Annotated in this window: 16 protein-coding genes; 6 read left to right on the top strand and 10 right to left on the bottom strand. The window is 73.7% G+C overall.

Translation table 11 applies throughout. The features are described from left to right. Positions 1 to 23 precede the first annotated feature (23 nt). Positions 24 to 1,112, top strand: a complete 1,089-nt coding sequence (locus WBK50_RS32510; protein ID WP_341339203.1) for an FUSC family protein — start codon at positions 24 to 26, stop codon at positions 1,110 to 1,112. 63 nt (positions 1,113 to 1,175) lie between these two features. Here WBK50_RS32510 and WBK50_RS32505 read toward each other — a convergent pair whose 3' ends face one another. The 3 genes from WBK50_RS32505 to WBK50_RS32495 are packed head-to-tail and all read right to left on the bottom strand — an operon-like array spanning position 1,176 to position 3,555. After that, positions 1,176 to 1,628, bottom strand: coding sequence for a DUF350 domain-containing protein (locus WBK50_RS32505; protein ID WP_341339202.1), 453 nt, complete (start codon positions 1,626 to 1,628; stop codon positions 1,176 to 1,178). A 55-nt stretch (positions 1,629 to 1,683) separates the two neighbouring features. Next, positions 1,684 to 2,850: a glutathionylspermidine synthase family protein gene (locus WBK50_RS32500; RefSeq protein ID WP_341339201.1), complete on the bottom strand. Its 1,167-nt coding sequence runs from the start codon at positions 2,848 to 2,850 to the stop codon at positions 1,684 to 1,686. A 3-nt stretch (positions 2,851 to 2,853) separates the two neighbouring features. Then, positions 2,854 to 3,555, bottom strand: coding sequence for a hypothetical protein (locus WBK50_RS32495; RefSeq protein ID WP_341339200.1), 702 nt, complete (start codon positions 3,553 to 3,555; stop codon positions 2,854 to 2,856). 563 nt (positions 3,556 to 4,118) lie between these two features. Here WBK50_RS32495 and WBK50_RS32490 point away from each other — a divergent pair. Together WBK50_RS32490 and WBK50_RS32485 are read left to right on the top strand one after the other, a co-directional pair. Then, on the top strand, positions 4,119 to 5,270 hold the full coding sequence (locus tag WBK50_RS32490; RefSeq protein WP_341339199.1) for a septum formation family protein: 1,152 nt from the start codon (positions 4,119 to 4,121) through the stop codon (positions 5,268 to 5,270). 8 nt (positions 5,271 to 5,278) lie between these two features. Next, on the top strand, positions 5,279 to 5,629 hold the full coding sequence (locus tag WBK50_RS32485; RefSeq protein ID WP_341339198.1) for a metallopeptidase family protein: 351 nt from the start codon (positions 5,279 to 5,281) through the stop codon (positions 5,627 to 5,629). A gap of 26 nt (positions 5,630 to 5,655) precedes the next feature. Here the strand turns inward: WBK50_RS32485 and WBK50_RS32480 are convergent, their stop codons facing one another. The 3 genes from WBK50_RS32480 to WBK50_RS32470 all read right to left on the bottom strand — a co-directional run bounded on the left by WBK50_RS32480 (position 5,656) and on the right by WBK50_RS32470 (position 8,385). Continuing rightward, positions 5,656 to 6,348, bottom strand: a complete 693-nt coding sequence (locus tag WBK50_RS32480) for a histidine phosphatase family protein (protein WP_341339197.1) — start codon at positions 6,346 to 6,348, stop codon at positions 5,656 to 5,658. Continuing rightward, the gene (gene pheA / locus WBK50_RS32475) at positions 6,345 to 7,283 is read right to left on the bottom strand and encodes a prephenate dehydratase (protein WP_341339196.1); all 939 of its coding nucleotides are present in this window, start codon (positions 7,281 to 7,283) and stop codon (positions 6,345 to 6,347) included. The genes WBK50_RS32480 and pheA overlap by 4 nt, the downstream gene beginning before the upstream one ends. A gap of 193 nt (positions 7,284 to 7,476) precedes the next feature. After that, positions 7,477 to 8,385, bottom strand: coding sequence for a hypothetical protein (locus tag WBK50_RS32470; RefSeq protein ID WP_341339195.1), 909 nt, complete (start codon positions 8,383 to 8,385; stop codon positions 7,477 to 7,479). A gap of 115 nt (positions 8,386 to 8,500) precedes the next feature. Here WBK50_RS32470 and WBK50_RS32465 point away from each other — a divergent pair, with 115 nt between their 5' ends. Further along, positions 8,501 to 9,313, top strand: coding sequence for a DUF2470 domain-containing protein (locus WBK50_RS32465; protein ID WP_341339194.1), 813 nt, complete (start codon positions 8,501 to 8,503; stop codon positions 9,311 to 9,313). A gap of 10 nt (positions 9,314 to 9,323) precedes the next feature. Here WBK50_RS32465 and WBK50_RS32460 read toward each other — a convergent pair whose 3' ends face one another. Then, a complete protein-coding gene (locus WBK50_RS32460; RefSeq protein ID WP_341339193.1) occupies positions 9,324 to 9,650 on the bottom strand; it encodes a DUF3817 domain-containing protein in 327 nt (108 codons plus the stop codon). Continuing rightward, a complete protein-coding gene (locus WBK50_RS32455; protein WP_341339192.1) occupies positions 9,650 to 10,105 on the bottom strand; it encodes a hypothetical protein in 456 nt (151 codons plus the stop codon). The genes WBK50_RS32460 and WBK50_RS32455 overlap by 1 nt, the downstream gene beginning before the upstream one ends. 109 nt (positions 10,106 to 10,214) lie before the next feature. Between WBK50_RS32455 and WBK50_RS32450 the strand changes: the two genes are divergently transcribed. Next, a complete protein-coding gene (locus WBK50_RS32450) occupies positions 10,215 to 11,015 on the top strand; it encodes a CPBP family intramembrane glutamic endopeptidase (protein ID WP_341339191.1) in 801 nt (266 codons plus the stop codon). A gap of 41 nt (positions 11,016 to 11,056) precedes the next feature. Here WBK50_RS32450 and WBK50_RS32445 read toward each other — a convergent pair whose 3' ends face one another. Beyond that, a complete protein-coding gene (locus tag WBK50_RS32445) occupies positions 11,057 to 11,965 on the bottom strand; it encodes an SDR family NAD(P)-dependent oxidoreductase (protein WP_341339190.1) in 909 nt (302 codons plus the stop codon). Positions 11,966 to 12,067: 102 nt separating this feature from the next. Between WBK50_RS32445 and WBK50_RS32440 the strand changes: the two genes are divergently transcribed. Further along, a complete protein-coding gene (locus WBK50_RS32440) occupies positions 12,068 to 12,601 on the top strand; it encodes a ferritin (RefSeq protein WP_341339189.1) in 534 nt (177 codons plus the stop codon). Between the two features lie 78 nt (positions 12,602 to 12,679). Here the strand turns inward: WBK50_RS32440 and WBK50_RS32435 are convergent, their stop codons facing one another. Beyond that, a complete protein-coding gene (locus WBK50_RS32435) occupies positions 12,680 to 13,624 on the bottom strand; it encodes a DUF5926 family protein (RefSeq protein WP_341339188.1) in 945 nt (314 codons plus the stop codon). Between the last annotated feature and the right edge of the window lie 3 nt (positions 13,625 to 13,627).

Here is a 13,627-nt window from a genome sequence, read left to right as displayed (position 1 = left end):
TACACCGGTGAAAGGATGCGTTCGTGCGACATGGGCTGATCGAGGAGCTGATCCGCTGGGAGGCGCATGCCGGTGCGCACCGTCCCGCGCTCCGCTGCGGCGTCGCCGTCGGCGTGCCCCTCGTCCTGCTCGTGCTCCTGGGCCACTTCGAGCTCGCCGGGTTCGCCGGCTTCGGCGCGTTCACCGCCTTCTACGGCCGGTCCCTGCGGTTCCCCCTCCGCAGCCGGCAGCAGGCGCTCATCGGCGCACTGCTCACCGCGAACGTCGGGATCGGTCTGCTCGCCGCCCACCTGCCGGGGGCACCCTGGGGCGCCCTCGGCGTGCTCGTCCTGCTGACGGCGGTCATGGCCGTGATCGCCGAGGTCGTCGGCTGGAAGCCGGCCGGCCCGATGTTCTTCGTCTTCGCGGCGGGGGCCTCGTCCGCCATGCCCGCGCACGACGCGCCCGGGATCCTGCTCGCCGTCGGGGTCACGGCGGCGTCGGCCGCGTTCTCGGTGCTCGTCGGCGCGGCCGGCGGCATCGTCCGGCACGACGACCGGCAGCGCGGCCCGCTGCGGGTGGTGCCGGTCCGGGACGTGCTCGCGCGCGGCAGCGGCTCCCGCAGCACCCTCGTCGACGTCGTCCTGGCGGTCGCGTTCGCCGGGCTGCTCACCGCCGGCGCGGGCCTCGACCACGGCTACTGGGCGCTGATCGCGGCGGTCGTGCCGTTCTCGGTCCCCGGCCCGACGAAGCGCCTGGCCCGCGGCCTGCTCCGGATCGGCGGGACGTGCGCCGGCCTCGTCGTCGCCGCGGGGGTGCTCGCTCTCGACCTGCCGGCGTGGGCCGTCATCGTCGCGATCGTCGTGGCCCAGCTCGGGGCCGAGCTCTTCGTGATGCGCAACTACGGGATCGCGCTGCTGTTCATCACGCCACTGGCGATGCTGCTCGGCACCCCGGGATCGGGCGGCGTCGACACCGGCGCGCTCCTGGCGGCCCGGCTGGTCACCACCGCGATCGGGATCGCCGCCGGGATCGTCGTGCTGGCGGTACGGCACCGTGCGACGTCCCGTACGGCTCCCGCGGCGAGCGGGCGCGTGGCCGTGGCGGCCGCGCCGGAGCCCGCCCGCACCTGACCGGGCCGGGGCCCGGACCGGTCCCGCCGGCCGGACGCCTCGGCAGCCGAGGCACCGGCGGCGTCAGATGATGGCGACCGCGACCACCAGGCCCAGCGCGACGTGCGCGGCCGCGACGACCCAGGCCTCCGGGCGGCGCTCCGGGTCCGCCAGGACGGCCCCGATCCGGATGCCGGTGATCCACTCGAGCACGCGGACCCCCGCCACCTGCGCGATGATCCCGACGAGGCCGAAGATCAGCGACGCGAGCAGGCCCTCGGCCAGCGCGCCGGACGCGCCCCAGATGGCCGTGACCACGATGAACGCCATGCTGACGATGCCGGCCGAGGTGACGATCACCGCGTTCGGCATGCCGTCGCGGACGAGCCGGTTGAGCTTGCCGGGCGTCGTCAGGTCGATCGCCCAGAACCCGAGGAGCATCAGCAGCAGGCCGATGACGGCGTAGAGCAGGATCGCGCCGATCCCGCGGCCGACGTTCGAGAAGAAACCCGGCGCGAGAGCAAGGGTCGTGAGCACTTCGATGCCTCCGGAGGCGGTGCGGGGGGAGCTGGGTCAGGGACCGTGCGGGGGATCAGGTGGGGATCCGGTGCGGGACGAACGCCGCGCCGTCGTCGGTCACCAGGCCGACGGTCTCGCGGATGCCGAGTCCGGCGGCGGTGTCGCCGACGATCCACGCGCCCAGGGCGGGGCGGAACCCGTCGAACTGCGGCAGCGGGTCGAAGAGCTGGTAGACGAAGCCCTCCTGGCCGTACACGCCGCCCGTGGAGACCTCGGCCGTGCCGGGCGCCACGATGTCCACGTTCGCACCCTCCCGGCCCAGCAGGGGTTTGCGCACGTACTCGGTGAGCAGGCCCGGGTCACGCAGGTACGCGGGCAGCAGGTTCGGGTGCCCGGGGTACATCTCCCACAGCACCGCGAGCAGCGCCTTGTTGGACAGCAGCGTCTTCCACAGGGGCTCGATCCAGAGCGTCTCCGGCAGGCTCCGGACGACGTGCTTGCCGAAGTCCTCGCCCAGGATCCACTCCCACGGGTACAGCTTGAAGACGGCCGAGATCGGCGACTCGGCGAGGTCGACGAACCGGTCCAGGTCCACGTCCCAGCCGAGGTCCTCGATGGCCAGCCCGACGGTGTCCAGGCCGGCCTCGGCCGCCGTCTCCTGCAGGTACCCGACGGTCACGTGGTCCTCGCCGGAGGTGTCCCCACCGGACCAGGTGAAGTGCACCTCGGAGCCGGGCAGCAGGTCCTTGATCCGCGTCCACCGCTCGACGAGCTGCTCGTGCAGGGAGTTCCACTGGTCGTCGTCGGGATGGGTGTCCTTGAGCCAGTACCACTGCAGGATCGACGCCTCGAGCAGCGTGGTCGGGGTGTCCGCGTTGTACTCGAGCATCTTCGCCGGCCCGGAGCCGTCGTAGCGCAGGTCGAACCGGCCGTAGACGTGCGGGTCGTGCCGCTTCCACGACTTCGCGACGTCCTCCCAGCACCATTCGGGCAGCGCGAAGTCCCGGTACCGCTCGGTGGTGACGACGTGGTCCACCGCCTCGAGGCACATCGAGTGCAGCAGCTCGACGTCCGCCTCGAGGGACAGGATCTCGTCCATGTCGAAGACGTAGTGGACGGACTCGTCCCAGTACGGGCGCGAGACACCGCCCTCGCCGCGGCCCGGGGCGTCGTAGACCAGCCCCTGCTCGCGGACCTTCCGCTGCCAGTCCGGCCGCGGGGCTCCTCGTTCCCTGCGCACGCCTCAGCTCCCGCTGCTGCTGCCGCCGGAGGACGACCCGCCGGACGAGGAGCCCCCGCCGCTCACGCCCAGCCCGCCGCGGGAGATCGACTTGCCGGACGGCGTGGCGACCGAGCCGGTGCGTGGCGGCACCGTGGTGCCACCGGTGGCGACCTGGCCGATGTTGCCGGAGCCGCCGTAGTTGTAGTGGTACTGCCGGCCGCCGCCGCCGATGAAGATCGGGAAGAAGCCGCCGCCGGCGATGTAGCCCCCGTTGCCGGCCGCGGGGGTGACGCAGTTGCTGTCGTCCACGACGACGTTGTGCTCGTCGGTGCAGCGGGCCTCGGTGGTCTCGTCGTCGCCGGTCACGGCATAGCCGACGGCGATCAGCGCGACGACGCCGACGGTGACGCCGGCGCCGATCAGGATGCGCTTGCGCTTCTTGTGCGAGGCCTCCTGCTTGAGGGCGGCCTCCCGCTCCTCGTCCCGGCGGCGCCGCTCGGCCTGCAGGCGGGCGCGCTTCTCGGCGAGGGTGGGTTCGCGCGGGGTGGTGCTCGCGTCCTGGCGTTCCATCCGGCCGCGCCGTGCCGGCGGGCCGTTCTGGGGCTCGTCGCCGGAACCGCGGCCGGGCTCGGCCGAGGGGACGGACTCGGTCCTCGGCTCGTCCCCGGCGCCCGCACCCTCGGCGGGCTGACCGGACCCGCCCCGGCCGTCGTTCTCGCTCATCAGTCGACCACCCCTCGCGCGCACGGTACAGGCCGCCGGCGGACGGACGTCACCTCATTGGATCTCGGCTCGATATCGCTCCCGGCAGCGCGGACTCTCCATGCCGGGCCGGTGCCCGGGTCGATCAGCCTCGACCTGCCGGGCGGGGCGTCCTGAGACACCGTGTATGCCCGGGCACCGCGACGTACCGCTCGGCCGTGTGGACGGCCCCGCTCGTCGAGCGCCTCCACCTCCCGGCGACGAACATCACCCACACGGTTCGCCCGACGGTCCCCTCCGACGTCTCGCAGCACCTCCCCGACCGATGACCGAGTGATCACAGCACCGATCCGGGGTCCCTCTTCCGGGGACGGCATGATGGCGCTCGCCATGGACCCTCTCTTCACGCCGTCGGGCGAGCAGCCCACCCGGGCCGCCGCCGTGGACGACCGACCGGTCCGCGCTCCCCGGAGCTCCTCGTCCCCCGGGGCTCCTCGGCGGAGCCGCGCGCCCCGCGCAGCGGCGCGACCCGGTCCACCCGCCCGCCCGCGAAGAGCCCGCGCACGCCCGGCGGCCTGCCGTCCGTGCGCCAGTCGAAGCGGGTCGTGACCGCGATCCTGATCGGCGCGCTGACGATGCTCGGCGTCGCCACCCTGGACACCGTCGCCGGTGCCACCGTGCCGGTCCTCGGGTCCTTCGCGGCGCTGCCGTCCCCGGCCGGCACCGCAGCGGACGAGGCCCAGGAGGCGCCGCCGCCCCCGACGTCCCCCGGCACCTGCCTCAACTGGTCCCGCAAGGACGCCGCGGACACCGCGGTCGTGGACTGTGCCCGGCCGCACCTGTTCGAGCAGGCCGGCACCGTGCAGCTGGCGGACCAGCCGCGCCTCCCGGACGACCGCACCTGGCAGCAGCTGGTCAACGAGCGCTGCACCCCGGTGGTGCTGGGCTACCTGAACGGGAAGTTCGACCCGGACGGCAGGTACCGCGTCGGCGCGCTCAAGCCGTCGCAGAAGAAGTGGGACGACGGCAACCGCGAGCTGCGCTGCGGCCTGCAGAGCGCCTCGCACTCCGGCGCGCTGTACCCGCTGACCGGCCGCGCCGCGGACCAGGACCAGTCCGGCGTCCACGAGCCGGGCACCTGCCTCGCGATCGACGGCCGCACCGTCGGGGACCCCGTCTCCTGCGACGCGCCGCACGCCGTCGAGACCGTCGGGATCGTGGACCTGGCCGGTAAGTTCCCGAACGCCTTCCCGGCCGTCGGGGACCAGGACAACTTCCTGCAGCCCGAGTGCTCGCGGATCGCCGGCGAGTACGCCGGAGGCCAGCAGGTCATCACGGACAAGAAGCTGACGGTCTACTGGGACAACCTCACCGAGGAGTCCTGGAACGCGGGCACCCGGCGGGTCAACTGCAACCTGGCCGCCCTGCTGCCGGACCGCAGCGGGTTCGCCCCGGTCACCGGCCCGGTCAAGGGGTCGGTCTCGGTGAGCGACCAGGTCGCCCCGCCGGCCAGCGGCACCCCGGGCGTCCCCGCACCGCCCACCGACTCGCCGGACGCGAACCCGCCCGCCCCCGCGGACCCGTCGACCGCGCCCAGCGGCGAGGCCCCGCCCTCGGACGCCGCGCCCCCGAGCGGCGAGCCCCCCGCCCCGGTGCCGCCGCCGGCGGGTCCCGCCGCCCCGACCACCGAGCCCGCGGCCGACCCGGGGTCGCCGCCCGTCTCGGTCGGGACGTAGGGCGGACCGTGCCCGTCGTGATGGGCCGGCAGCGGTTCGAGGAGCTGGTGTCCGACGCCCTCGACACCGTGCCGCCCCGACTGACGGCGGCGATGGACAACGTGGTCGTGCTGGTCGAGGACCGCAACGACGAGGAGCCGTCGCTGCTCGGGCTGTACACGGGCGTCGCCCTCACCGAGCGCACCAGTGACTACGGCGGCGTCCTGCCGGACCGGATCACGATCTACCGGGAGGCGATCCTGGACGTGTGCGACTCGGCGGACGACGTCGTCCAGGAGGTCGCGGTCACCGTCGTGCACGAGATCGCCCACCACTTCGGGATCGACGAGGACACCCTCCACGACCTCGGCTGGGGCTGAGCCCGGGAGGGTGCCGAGAACCCGGCTCAGCGCGTCTCGGGTGGCGCCCCCGCCGTCACGTCCCCGGTGAGGGTCGGCCCGGAGTCCCACCATTCGAGCGCCCAGCCCGTCTCGGTGCCGGCGTCGCGGCGCAGCACCACCCGCCCGGTGTTCGGGACGTAGCTGGTCTCCGCGGTGTCCCCGAGCAGCGCGCCCGCGGCCAGCCGCATCGCCGCGCCGTGGCTGACGAGCACGACCATCGACCCGGCCGGGTAGGTCGCCTCGGCGTGCTCCACGATCCGCTCGACGACCGGCAGGTAGCGCTCGCGGAGCTCCTTCGCCGACTCGCCGCCGGGCAGCGAGCGGCCCAGGTCCCCACCCCACCAGGCCTCGTAGACCTCCTCGAACTCTCGGCGGGCGAGGTTGTCCGAGCGGCCCTCGAGCTCCCCGCAGAAGATCTCGTGCACGCCCTCGACCGGGGTGACGTCCAGCCCCAGCGCCCGCGCGATCGGCTCGGCGGTCTGTCGCGCGCGCTGTGCGAGGGACGCGTAGACCGCGCGGACCGGCCAGTCCGCGAGCAGCTCGGCGACGGTCCTGGCCTGCTCGTGGCCCGTCTCGTTCAGTGGGTGGCCGGGCAGGACCGTGTCCAGCATCCGCTCCACGTTCGCGTCGGTCTGGCCGTGGCGCACCAGGACCAGGCGCAGCTCGTCGCGCTCCGGCTCGTACGGCGAGAACGTCATGTCCGCACCCCGTCCCTCAGATCGGCCAGCCAGCGTTCGGCGGCGGCGTACTCCTCCGCCCCGGGTCCCGAGGCCGGCGAGGTGCCTCCTGCGGCGGCACCGGCGGTCCCGGCGGCGCGCGGGTAGGACCCCAGGAAGCGGACCACGTCGCAGCGGCGGTGCAGCGCGGCGAGCGCCTCCCCCATCGCCGGCTCCGCGACGTGCCCGCTGCAGTCCAGGTGGAACCAGTACTCGGCGTGCCGGTCCTTGATCGGCCGGGACTCGATGCGGGTCAGGTCGATCCCGCGCATCCCGAGCTCGGTGAGCAGCTCGAGCAACGAGCCCGGCCGGTTCTCCGTCCGGGCCGCGAGCGTCGTGCGGTCCCGTCCGGTGGGCGGCGCGGGCTTCGACGGCCGGGTGAGCAGCACGAACCGGGTCACGGCGCCGGGGTTGTCCGCGATGTCGTCCGCCAGGACGTCGAGCCCGTGCTGGGTGGCGGCGAGCGGGCTGGACACCGCGGCGTCGACCTCGCCGCGGGCGACCTGCGCGGCCCCCTCCGAGGTGGACGAGCAGGTCCGCATCTCGGCGTCCGGCAGGTTCGCCGCGATCCAGCCGCGGGTCTGCGCGATGCCGTGCGGGTGCGAGGCGACGGTGCGGATGTCCTGCCGCGTCGTGCCGGGGCGGACGAGCAGTGTGAAGCGGACGGCGACGAGCGCCTCCTTCACGATGACGAGCGGCGGGTCGTCGACCAGGCCGTCGAGCACGGGCGGCACGGCACCCTCGACGCTGTTCTCGATCGGCACGCAGCCCGCGTCGACGGAGCCGTCGCGGACCGCCGCGAGGACGGCCGGGCTGCCGGCAAGGGGCACGAGCTCCGCGTCACTGGACTCCGGAAGGGACCGGAGCGCCTGTTCGGTGAAGGTGGCGTGCGGGCCGAGGAAACCGATTCGGGGCACGAAGGTCGACTGTAGCGACGGCCATGAGGGGGTCCGCCACCGGTTCCCCTCGTCCGGTTGGTCTGCTTCGAGCACGCCACTCACCCGAACGTCCGAACTTCCGAACCGGGTTCCCCGGCTCCGCGAAACACGGGCCGGGGCGCACCTCGTCCCGGCGGGGCGGAGGGGGCTCGCCGGCGCCGGGTGCGTCCCTCTACTCCAGGAGACCCAGGGCGACCAGGTCCTTGATCGGAACCGGCTCCGGGTCGAGCCCGCAGCAGCCCAGCAGACCGCGGACACTCTCGACGCCCCGGGCCGGGAGCCGCTGGAGCTCGCCGGCGAGCGTGGGCCCGTCCGTCTCGTGCAGCGCGCCCATCACGGTCCCGTCGGGCTCGCCGGCCCTGATCGCGCGGGCCACCGCCACCAGCAGATTCAGCACCCCGTGCCGGCTGCGGTCCTGCGCGGTCTCCGCGGCGGGCCGCACGACGTCGCGCAGGCCCACGGCGGTGAACCCGCGCCCGGCGGAGACGGCGACGTCCACGAACCGCTCGACGTCGGCGATCGTCGGCACGTCCGAGACGCGCGGACCGCCGGCCCGCAGCTTCGGCACGCATCCGTGCTCGGCGACCCGGCGCACCGCGTCCAGCCAGGCGTTCGTCTCCTCCTCGGTGCCCTCCAACGGGCGTCGCGGCTCGACGACGGGCGTGACGTCCTCGGGCACGAACTCCGAGACCCGCTCCAGCCACACGGCGTCGACGTCCGGGGGCGCGGCGGTCTCGACCGTGCGCGGGGTGAGCAGCGTGGAGCGGGAGAACACGGTGGACAGAGCCTTGGGCACGGCGCCGAGCCCGGTGTCGACGACGAGCGCGAGATCGACCGGACGCGCGGGCGCGGACCGGGCCAGCTCGGTCACCAGCGCGGGAAGCCGGGACGCGGGGCACACCAGACGCCCCACGAGGCCGCCGTAGCTGCCGTCACGGGCCGAGAGATAGCGGGCCACCACCGCGTCGACGCCCGGGGCGACCATCCTGGGCTGCAGCAGGCTGGTGTCGTCGATCAGCCCGGACAGCAGCGAAGAGATCGGCCACGGGTCGGCGGGAGAACCCGAGGGCACGGTCGTCACGGCCACGACGCTAAACCTTCTGGGGGTGCGGCCCTCGGTCGGGTACCGCTGTGGCCCTGGACAGCCCGCCCACGACCGCTATAGCTTAGCCTCACCTAACCAGGAGGTGATCACCGTGGGAGGCACCCGACTCCGGCGTCCGCCGGCCCCGACGGACGCCGAACGTGCCCGCAGCGTGGCGGTCCGCGGCGGCCACGCCGCCCTCGTCGGGACCGGCGCCCCGGAACCCGTCGTGCCGCTCGTGCACCACCTGCACGCCGACGGTTCCGCGGTGCTGCTGCTGGCCGACGACTCCCCGGTGCTCGCCCGGATCCGGGAGGCCGAGGACGGCGAGCTCCCGGTGATGCTGGAGGTGACCGACCGGGCCCCGGTCGACCTGCGGGAGCCCGTCCGCGCCCTGCTGTGGATCACCGGCCGGCTGCACGCGCCCGACGCGGAATCCGCGCGCCGCGCCGCCCTGCAGGTCGCCGACGTGGTCCCGCACCCCGGCCTGCTCGACCTGGGGCACGGCGCCACCCTCGTCCGGCTCAGCCCCGGCTCCGCGGTCCTCGCGGACGCCGAGGGCAGCGCGGTGCTCGCCCCCGTGGACCTGGCCGCGGCCCGCCCGGACCCGTTCTGCCGGCTCGAGGACCACTGGCTGAGCCATCTCGAGGAGGCCCATCCGGACGTCTTCGACGCCCTGGCCCGGCACCTGCCGCCCCCGCTGCGCGCCACCCGAGGCGCCCGGGTCCGGCCGCTCGGGGTGGACCGCTGCGGCCTGCGGCTGCGCGTGGAGACCCCGCAGGGGGATCACGACGTGCGGCTGGCGTGGCAGCACGACGTGACGACGGTCGAGGAGCTGCGCACGCAGCTCGGCCTGCTCGTCGGGTGCCCGTTCCGCTCGGCGTCCCCGCGCGAGGTCGGGAACGTGGCGGACGAGCCGGGCTGACCGCCTCCGGTCAGCTCGCGGGGTTCTGGGCCGCGAGCCTGTCCTGGACGCGGTGGGTGACCTTGCGCTCGGCGATGAACGAGCAGATCGGGATCGTGCCCGCGACCAGCACGAGCAGCGCGAACACCGGGGTGAACCGGGCGCGCTCGGCGAGCAGCAGCGCACACACGATGTAGATCATGTACAGGAAGCCGTGCAACATCCCGACCACGGCGACCGGGCCCGGGGTGTCGAAGAAGTACTTCATCGGCATCGCGTAGAAGACGAGCACCAGCAGCCCGACACCGGTGACCCACGCGGCGATCCGGTAGGCCTTCAGGGCGAGGGAGATCGACATCAAGTCTCCTGGTCCCGGGCGGCGAGCTGCGCCAGCATCCGGTTGTAGGCGGCCAGCCGGGGGTCCTCGTCGTCGGTGACGGGTTTTGCGGCCGGCACGGGGGTCGGGGTGAAGGGCGAGGGCCCGCGGTCCCAGGGGGCGGGTTCCCGGTCGTCCTCGGTGGTCGCGGCGTCGTTCGCGCGGGGCTCGGGGGCCGTCGTCTCCGGGGCGAGCGGAACCGGGTCGATCTCCTTCGGGGCGCGCGGCTCGGCCGTCGGGACCGCCGGCGTCTCGTGCTCCTCCGGCTCCTCGCCCTCGAGCCGGCGCACCTCCAGGCGCAGGAAACGCCACCACATGTAGCCGAAGAAGAGGGCGAAGAACGGCCACTGCAGGCCGTAGCCGACGTTGGCGGCGGTGCCGAGGTTCGAACCCGCCCGGTCCCACTGCCACTTGGACAGCCAGACGCAGGCCGCCATCGCACCGAGGGTGAGCAGGTGCCAGACGATCCAGCGGGGGAGAACACCAGCTGTCGCACGAGCGCCATCCTACGCGTTGTAGAAGAAGGACCCCGGGTAGCGTCGCACCGTGGCCCTACGGGAATGGCTGGCGCCCGCGCCGTCCGACGCGGTGGCCGTCGTGCGGGACCGCGCCGGCCGCCGGCTGCTCGTCCTCGAGCTCCTCGTCGTCCTGACCGTCACCCTCGGGCTCTCCGCGCTCCGCAGCGCGCTGTCGCTGCTGGACTCGCTCCTGTCGCCCACCCCGCTGTCCGAGCAGTCGGTCGCGCTCAACGCGCCGGCCGCGCAGGTGGGCCTGGTGGACCTCGCGCTCCAGCTGGTGCGGGCCCTGCAGCTGGTCGGCTGGGGCGCCCTGGGCGCCTACCTGCTGCTGCGCGGCGGGATCGCGCTGGCCCGCGTGGGACTGGACGCCCGGCACCCCGGCCGGGACGCCGCCGGTGCCGTCGGCCTCGCCGCGCTGATCGGCATCCCCGGGCTCGGTCTCTACCTCGTGGCGCGGGCCCTCGGCGTGAGCCTCGACGTGGCCCCCAGCACCCTCGACGACGTCTGGTGGCGCACCCCGGTCCTCCTGTTCTCCGCCGCGGCCAACGCGTGGGCGGAGGAGCTGGTGATGATCGGGTACCTGCTCACCCGGTTCCGCCAGCTCGGCTGGTCCGAGAACCGCTCGGTGCTGGTGTCCGCGCTGCTGCGCGGGGCCTACCACCTCTACCAGGGGCTCGGCGGGTTCGTCGGCAACGTCGTCATGGGGCTGGTGTTCGGCCGGGTGTGGCAGCGGACGAACCGGCTCTGGCCCCTCGTCGGCGCGCACGCGCTGATCGACATCGTGGCCTTCGTCGGCTACGCCCTGCTGCCCACCGGCTGGATCTCGTGACGGAGACCCGCGTTGTGCAGGCCACAACGCGGGGTCGCGAGTCAGAGGATCTTGTACCGCATGCGGTCCATCATGTTCTCCGGGCCGGGCTGGATGCCGGAGGCGGTGAACAGGCCGTCGATCCGCCCGGCCAGCTCCGACGGCTCCCAGCGCCGGCCGCCATTGGTCACCTCGGCGACCGAGGTGAACGGCTGGAAGATCTCGACGCTGTCCCCCTGCACGCCGAAGACCTTGCCGCTGATGTGGCTGGACTCGTCCGAGCAGAGGTAGGCGACGAGCGGCGCGACGTTCTCGGGCGCGAAGAAGTCGAACCCGCCCCGCTCCAGCTCGGCGTCGCGCTGTCGCTTCCACTCCTCCGGCATCAGGTCCAGCGTCATCCGGGTGAGGGCGGTCGGGGCGATCGCGTTCGACGTGATGCCGGCCCGGGCACCCTCCATCGCCACGATCGTGGAGAACGCCGCGATGCCCGCCTTGGCCGCGCCGTAGTTCGTCTGGCCGAAGTTGCCGAGCAGGCCGGACGTGGACGCGGTGCTCACCACGTGGCCCGGCCGCTTGTTCTCGCGCCAGTACTGCACCGCGGCACGCGTGGGGAGGAAGTGGCCCCGCAGGTGGACGCGGACGACGGCGTCCCAGTCGTCGTCGGTCATCTTGGCGATCGTGCGGTCCCGCAGGATGCCCGCGTTGTTGACCAGCGCGTCGAGGCCGCCGAACTCCTCTACCGCCGCCTCGACCAGCGAGTTCGCGACGCCGGCGTCCGCCACGTCCCCGCCGACGGCGACGGCCCGGCCGCCCGCGCCGACGATCTCCTTGGCGACCGTGTCCCCCGCGTCCGGGTCGAACTCCGCCACCACCACCGCCGCACCCTGTGCCGCACATTCGAGCGCCTCACCGCGCCCGATGCCGCGCCCGGCACCGGTCACGATGACGACCTTGCCGTCGAGAAGTCCCATGACCGGAGGTTATGGATCAGACAATCGGTTGGGGAAGTGCCGCTCGTCACATCACACCGTTCTGGAACCGTTCCAGAAAAGGTTCGGGGCTACCATCGCCGGGTGTCCGACTCGAAGTTCCTTGCTCTGCTCAGAGACCAGATCCGCAACGAGTTCACGGCGAGCCAGCAGTACGCCGCCGTCGCGGTGTGGCTCGACGACGAGGATCTTCCCCAGCTCGCCGCGCACTTCTACGCCCAGGCGCTGGAGGAGCGGAACCACGCGATGAGCATGGTCCAGTACCTGCTCGACTCCGACGCCCGCGTCGCCATCCCCGGGGTCGACGACGTGCGCAACGACTTCGCGAGCGTCGAGGACGTCGTGCGGCTCGCGCTGGCCCAGGAGAAGCAGGTCACCGAGCAGATCACCACGCTCGCGCGGACCGCCCGGGACGAGGGCGACTACCTCGGCGAGCAGTTCATGCAGTGGTTCCTGAAGGAGCAGGTCGAGGAGGTCGCGTCCATGTCGACGCTGCTCACCGTCGTCCAGCGTGCCGGGGACAACCTGTTCCACATCGAGGACTTCGTGAACCGCGAGCTGCAGAAGGCAGCCGGGACGGACACCACGGCGCCGCCGGTCGCCGGGGGCCGCGTCTGACGCACCCTTCGACCTGCACGAACGGCGCTTTCGCGCACACCTACCGCGCGAGAGTGCCGTTCGTGCGTTCCGGCCGGGTCAGCGCAGGGTGACCTGCTTGCCGGCGATCGCGTCCCGGGCGCCGCGCTCCTGTGTCGTCAGCGGGGTCTCGTCGGCGAGGGCCTGCGCCAGGCGCTTCGCGAAGGCCGCGGCGGGCTCCGCCCACTCCTTCGCGTGCAGCTCCCGGTCCAGGTCCCACACCGGGACGAGCAGGCCGTGGGCCCGGAACGCGCCGGCGTAGCGGCTGCCCTCCGAGAGCTCCAGCGCGCCGGCCGCGTGCAGCCGGGCCAGGGCCGCCATCAGCGCGTCCTCCGGCTCGGGGCGCACCCAGCGCAGGTGCGCCTTCGCGCCCGTGTCCACCCAGTAGGCGGCGCGGACGCCCGGCCCGGCGACGGCCTCGGTCGGCATGATCACCGAATTGGCGCGCTCGAGGGTCGCGGCGACCTCGGGAGACGTCTCGTCGACGCCCTCGGCGATCCACCAGGCGAAGTCCGGGAACAGCTCCGGCTCCAGCGGCGCGTCCGCGATCAGCAGGTCCTGCAGCCGCACCACCTCGCTGCCCCCGACCCCGGGCCCGACGACGGACAGCGCCTCCCCCGGCTCCGCCTGCTCGGCCCAGCGCAGCGCCCGGGCGACGTCCGCCGAGAGGTCCCCGGAACGGGTCTGCACCTGCATCCCGAGCAGGATCTCGCCGTCCGGCCGGACCAGCGCCGCGGAGGCGCCGGGCAGCACGGACGCGATCCGCACCGGACGCTCGCCCTTCGTGCGCAACGGCAGCGGCGCGACCGCGGACGGCAGGAACTCCCGCATCGCGACCAGGTCCGGCTCCGCGGCCAGCCCCTCGAACGGGCGGATGACGATCACGTCGTCGCCGGCTCCGTGGCACGCCTTGTAGCGCTTGCCGGAACCACACGGACAGGGGCGGCGGGGGTTCTCACCGTCGGCCGCGGCAGCGGCGGTGCGGTGGCGATTCTTCTTGGACATCAG

Source organism: Pseudonocardia sp. T1-2H (assembly GCF_038039215.1).
Taxonomy (GTDB): Bacteria; Actinomycetota; Actinomycetes; order Mycobacteriales; family Pseudonocardiaceae; genus Pseudonocardia.
The sequence above is the reverse complement of the archived record's forward strand: the minus strand, read 5'-3'. Positions and strand labels throughout refer to the sequence as shown.